This is a genomic window from Pseudoalteromonas sp. SWXJZ94C, assembly GCF_015864385.1.
Taxonomy (GTDB): domain Bacteria; phylum Pseudomonadota; class Gammaproteobacteria; order Enterobacterales; family Alteromonadaceae; genus Pseudoalteromonas.
Map to the genome: position 1 here is coordinate 1 of NZ_JADYXF010000091.1, position 5448 is coordinate 5448.

General features: G+C 34.8%; 3 protein-coding genes. 1 reads left to right on the forward strand and 2 read right to left on the reverse strand.

Annotation, left to right across the window (positions count from 1 at the left end; translation table 11 throughout):
- Positions 1 to 694: 694 nt before the first annotated feature.
- Positions 695 to 898 (reverse strand): cold-shock protein, encoded by a 204-nt coding sequence (locus I6F65_RS20805; protein ID WP_002961702.1) that lies wholly within the window; start codon positions 896 to 898, stop codon positions 695 to 697.
- 453 nt (positions 899 to 1351) lie between these two features.
- Positions 1352 to 2404, reverse strand: coding sequence for a dihydroorotase (gene pyrC / locus I6F65_RS20810; protein WP_197114726.1), 1053 nt, complete (start codon positions 2402 to 2404; stop codon positions 1352 to 1354).
- A 392-nt stretch (positions 2405 to 2796) separates the two neighbouring features.
- Between pyrC and I6F65_RS20815 the strand changes: the two genes are divergently transcribed.
- On the forward strand, positions 2797 to 5166 hold the full coding sequence (locus I6F65_RS20815; RefSeq protein WP_197114728.1) for an EAL domain-containing protein: 2370 nt from the start codon (positions 2797 to 2799) through the stop codon (positions 5164 to 5166).
- Positions 5167 to 5448 lie beyond the last annotated feature (282 nt).

Consider the following 5448-nt stretch of genomic DNA (forward strand, 5'->3'; position numbering starts at 1 on the left):
ACGCCTGCAAAATTGATGCAGGATCACTTGGCGGCTAAAGCCGCCTAAACGTTATGCACTTCAGATGTGAATCCGCGTTTATTAGAGTCATTATTAAATTGGATTTTATGACATAAAAACTCACTTGCTAGGTGAAATTCTACTTTTGTTAAATCAATAAGGATTAAACATAATTAGATCGGTAATTAATTATCATAATTGTTAAAAACCTTAATAATAAAAATCTTATACCGTTGTTTATTGAACTCTAATATGGTTGGTTAGATACTTAACTATTGAGAAAAACTTATCATTATCCCCCAAACTTAGCTTCCTAAGTTTGCAACAAACTTTTTAGTTCGAAATGTACGACTCACTTAAAACTCGTTCTGAAAGTTTGGTATAAATAACACTTACCTTTTATAAATCAGCATAAACTAAAGTATGTGCTTTAAATTTAGTTATTATTTTAGGTTGTTATTGATTAGGAACATATTAGATGCGGTCAGAGGTTTGGAGGAAATATGTAATTTCTAATTATTGTTATTGAGATATTTGATAATGTTATTAATGATTTTTATTGAGGTGTATTTGAATAATATTGATTATTTTCTATTGAAGGGTATTTGAATATTATTTCTTGATTTGTATTAGGAGGAATTATGGTGAAACAGAAGACTGTTTCACCACGTTGAACGAAGGTTCACATAATAAATTATGCTGCTTCTACGTTCTCAGCTTCAGGGCCTTTTTGACCTTGCTTGATGCTGAATGTCACTGCTTGACCTTCGCTAAGAGTGCGAAAACCAGAACCAGTGATTGCGCTGAAATGTACAAACACGTCAGGACCATTTTCTTGCTCAATGAAACCAAAGCCTTTAGCTTCGTTGAAAAACTTTACTTTACCAGTAACCGACATACTAAATTTTCCTGTAAGTCAATAATTAAAATTCAGCCATATTATTATGGCAATCTCCTCCCCGAGTCAATGCTCAAAAATATGGAGGTACAGTACAGGAACAAGTAATAACCAAACCGGTAACCTTAAACGCAGCACAATATCCGTAAATTCAATACATAAAAACTCAAAGCAAGTTAAGATTAACACATTATTTTTTGTTTCGCTCTATTAATTATAAAATATTTATTAAAAACACATCTATTCTTTAAAATATCTTCAACTGATTAATTTAAAAGCAAAAAGTTGCAAATATATTATTGTATGATATATGGCTTTGACATTAATTTTATCCAAAATTTAACAAATTACCTTGTTTTTAAGCGCCTTTAATTTTTAAATTATGGTTTATAAAACGAAAAAAAACCGCAAACAATAATGCGGCTTTTGCTTACTTATCTATTTAATCATTACCTACTTAACTTGCCACTCAATTGTATCTTCAGCTTTGATAGGTACAACTTGAGAATCACCTAGAGTATAACTTGCAGGTACTTTCCATGGGCTTCTGTGTAATGTAATCGTATCGGTGTTACGTGCTAATTCATAAAAATCAGGACCAAAGTGGCTCGCAAACCCTTCTAGCTTATCAAGAGCACCTGCGTCTTCAAACGCTTCAGCATACAGCTCAATTGCTGCATGGGCTGTATATGCACCAGCACAGCCACAAGCTGCTTCTTTTTTATCTTTATAATGTGGTGCTGAGTCAGTCCCTAAAAAGAATTTTTTATTTCCACTTATAGCAGCTGCCATTAACGCTTGTTGATGAATATTGCGTTTTAATATTGGTAAACAGTAATAATGAGGACGTATTCCACCAGCTAACATATGGTTACGATTATAAAGTAAATGATGAGCTGTGATAGTAGCAGCTACATTATCTGAAGCATTAACTACAAACTCTACTGCATCTTTAGTCGTAATATGTTCGAGTACAATTTTAAGCTCAGGGAAATCGCTAACGACATCACCTAAAATTGTGTCTAAAAATACTTTTTCGCGATCAAAAATATCAATTGATGAATCAGTCACTTCACCGTGCACTAATAATAACATCCCTACTTCTTGCATTGCTTTTAACACTGGGTATATATTTTTAACTGAAGTTACGCCTGAGTCAGAATTTGTAGTTGCTCCGGCAGGATAAAGCTTAGCAGCAACTATTTGACCCGTCGCTTTCGCCTTTTTAATTTCGTCAGGTGTTGTTTTATCCGTAAGATACAGCACCATTAGAGGCTCAAAATTACCTTGTGGACCGGCTGCAATAATACGTGTTCTATACTCTAATGCCGTATCAGTACAGGTAGCTGGAGGAACTAAGTTTGGCATAATAATCGCTCGCCCCATATAACGACTAATATCACGGACCGTATCTTTTAGCTGATCGCCATCACGTAAGTGAACGTGCCAATCATCAGGGCGAGTTATCGTTAATGTTGTTACTGAGTCTGTATTTGTACTAGTCATTACTTTAGTTCCACGGCTGAATTTATCCGATCATAGGCATATGGTGTTTTCGAGTAAAGATTTTATTAAAAATAATCACAATATTTACATAAATAAAGATGACCTTTCCTCTGTATGGGGCTTACAGTAAAACAAATAATTTATAGTAAAACAGCTAAAGCAAAAAGCGCTATTAAGGAGCACATCTTAATTTTGATAACAAATGTGTTCCTATAGTCTGCTACGTAGGGTAGAAGTTATCCAATCAGTAGATATAAGCGACCTCTCTCATTTAAAATGAACCTAAACTTTGCATAAATCAAAAACATTCATCGTTTTGTTTTGTAGAACGATTCAGATTGAGTTAACTTAGTACCTGAACTAACAAATAATAAGAAAAATAATAATCGCCTATGTCGAACAAAATCGATATCAATAAAGCGCTAGAAATAAAAACTGAACAACTTGGTATTATTAATCAGTTTTCGTCAAGCCTATTACAACTTGATACTCTTGCAGAACTATTCGAATACGTCACTACACAGGTCGTAAATAGACTTGGTTTTGTTGACTGTGTTATTTACCTAGCCGACGACTCAGCCTCTACATTAAATCAAGTTGCATCTATGGGCATTGCCCATGAGCGTTATAAATATAGAGCACAGAGAAAGGTAATCCGGTTTAGTGAAGGGATTTCAGGTTTTGTAGCCTCAACAGGTAAAGCCATTATACTTGACGATGTCAGTACAGATAGCCGTTATATAGCCGATGAACGTCCTGCACAATCAGAGTTGTGCGTCCCTCTTATATATAAAGAAAAAGTATTAGGGGTAATTGACTGTGAACACCCAGTAAAAAATTACTTTACTAACTCTCACCTTGAAATATTAACTACGGTTGCCCATTTATTAAGCGCCAAAATAAATCAAGTTAACACCGTCAATAATTTACAACAAACCGTAAGACAATTAAACAATGCGCAAAAACTCGAAAACAGCCTTTTACAAATAGCTAATTTAACTTACAAAGCGAGTAATTTAGATACGTTTTTTGAAGCACTACATACTATTATTAATAGCCTATTACGTGCTGATAACTTTTTTATTGCGCTGTACGATAAGCAAGTCGATATTCTTGATATTGCTTACATTGTAGAAGAAGGCATTCAAACTAAAGCACATCAAAAAATATCTAAAGAGCAGCTAAAAGACACCGCATCTTACTATCTACTGCAAACAGACCAAACACTACTACTTAACAGACAGTCTTTTCAAGAATATATTGATAAAGGATGTTTTAAAATGGTGGGTAGGCAATCAGAATCTTGGTTGGGTGTACCATTTAAAACCAACGATCAAATGAGCGGCGTTATTGTTGTACAAAGTTACGATAAAACACTGCATTATAACGAGCAAGACAGCGCATTATTAACCTACGTTAGTAGGCAAATAAGTATGGCTATTGATAGACAACTTGTCCGCCAGGAGCTTGAACACAGAGCACTTCATGACGATCTTACTGGGCTAGCTAATCGGTCATTATTAATAGAGCGAATTAAGCATGCAATATTACGCCTAGCAAGAGCTAAAAAAGGCACAAGTAATGCCCTTTTATATTTAGATTTTGATCGCTTTAAAAGTATTAACGACTCTCTTGGTCATGAGGTTGGTGACCATTTTTTAATAAAAATATGCGAATTAATTAAAAGTACGATACGAAACACAGATACTTTTGCCCGATTAGGTGGTGATGAATTCGCTATTTTCATGGAAAATATCACTCATCGAAATCAAGTAAATGAAGCACTTACACGGATTGAAGTAATTCTTTCAAAACCTATCAATGTTAATGGTCATTTATTACAAGCCTCCACCAGCATTGGTATTGCATATAATGATAATACAAGCGACAAAGCATATAAATTATTACAACAAGCTGATGCCGCCATGTACGAAGCTAAATCATCAGGCCGAGGACAAGTTAAGTTTTTTAACAATGCTATGCGCCAAAAACTTAAAACTCACGCCGACATCGAAAACGATTTACAACACGCCATAGAACACAACGAATTTGAACTTTACTTTCAACCAATTTTTACTATTTCCTCAAGCCGAGTCGTTGGTTTTGAGGCTCTAGTACGTTGGCATCACCCTAAAAAAGGCTTTGTTCCACCCAACGATTTTATCCCAATCGCTGAAACCACTGGCCAAATCATAAATCTTGATTTGCACTTACTTGATTTAGCCGCACAACATATATCAGATTGGCATAAACAAGGGCATCGTTTTTTAAAAGTGACTGTCAATGTATCGTCTCGACATTTTGCGAGCCTCGATTTTGTTGCCCAAATACATGCTATATACAATAAATACCAACTTCCATTGGGCTCTTTATGCTTAGAAATTACAGAATCAGGTCTAATAGAAAACCTAGAGCTAGCGACACAAATAATTGAGGGGCTTTCGCCATTAAAAGTAAAATTATGCCTTGATGATTTTGGTACCGGTTATTCAGCGTTAGGCTATTTACACCAACTCCCGATTCATATTTTAAAAATTGATAAAAGCTTTATAGATCACCTTCAAGATTCTACTAACCCACTAGTCGAAGCCATTTTATCGCTTGCTCAATCTTTAAAATTAGAAGTGGTTGCCGAAGGAATAGAAACAGCTGAGCAACTAACTATATTGCAGGCAACTAAGTGTGATTACGGGCAAGGTTTTTTAAAATCAAAACCTGTTACTGCAAAAGAAGCTATATTATTAATTAATAAGCCGTTATAAATATATAAAAAGTCAGCACATAGGTGCTGGCTTGTTGTATTAATTTCTCTGCCCTTTTTTAAACGAGAATCTAAATTAACCCACGTTTGATTTATCGTGATTAAATATTACGCAAAACAATAAACAGCTAACAAGCCCTCGCTCCTAACAAACAACATAACTTACCAGGGCAAGAGTATGAAAAAACACTATAAATTCAATACCTTTTCAAGATAAGCTGTACTGCGCATCGCTTTCTTCTGCTTTGCTGGCATACCTTTACTAAAACTGGTTTCAGCCTTT

Coding starts and splice junctions, on each gene's coding strand:
- pyrC (WP_197114726.1), bottom strand. CDS start 2,404: ATGACTAGTACAAATACAGACTCAGTAACAACATTAACGATAACTCGC.
- I6F65_RS20805 (WP_002961702.1), bottom strand. CDS start 898: ATGTCGGTTACTGGTAAAGTAAAGTTTTTCAACGAAGCTAAAGGCTTT.
- I6F65_RS20815 (WP_197114728.1), top strand. CDS start 2,797: ATGTCGAACAAAATCGATATCAATAAAGCGCTAGAAATAAAAACTGAA.